The sequence below is a fragment of the Arenibacter lacus genome (genome assembly GCF_008711145.1).
GTDB classification, from domain to species: domain Bacteria; phylum Bacteroidota; class Bacteroidia; order Flavobacteriales; family Flavobacteriaceae; genus Arenibacter; species Arenibacter amylolyticus.
This window is the reverse complement of the sequence record NZ_VVIN01000269.1, coordinates 1-384: the sequence shown is the minus strand read 5'-3', so window position 1 is coordinate 384 and position 384 is coordinate 1. Positions and strand designations below refer to the sequence as shown.

Sequence of the window (384 nt, the reverse complement as noted above, 5' to 3'; positions counted from 1 at the left end):
TTCCTCTAAAGGAATACGATAATGGGCACATCTTGGTATCCCAAAGTGTAAAGAAATTGGCCGATGCAGGCGTTAAAGTTAATTTGGGTGCGCACGGACAAATACAGGGTATTGGTGCACACTGGGAGCTTTGGATGCTGGCACAAGGTGGAATGTCTACTATGGAAGCATTAAAAGCCGCCACTATCAATGGAGCACATTACCTGGGAATGGATAGTTACTTGGGCTCCTTAAAAACCGGAATGCTGGCAGATTTAATCGTCTTGGATGAGAATCCATTGGAAGACATTAAAAATTCTAACTCCGTTATCTACACCATGATAAACGGTAGGTTATACGATACAGCAACCATGAATGAGGTGGGCAATGAGGGAAAAAATAGAA

At 42.7% G+C, this 384-nt stretch carries 1 protein-coding gene; it reads left to right on the top strand.

Features of this window, described 5'->3' with window-relative positions; all coding sequences use genetic code 11:
* Positions 1–384 (top strand): amidohydrolase family protein (locus F1E73_RS17460; protein WP_150452711.1); only part of this gene is annotated, 384 nt, incomplete at both ends.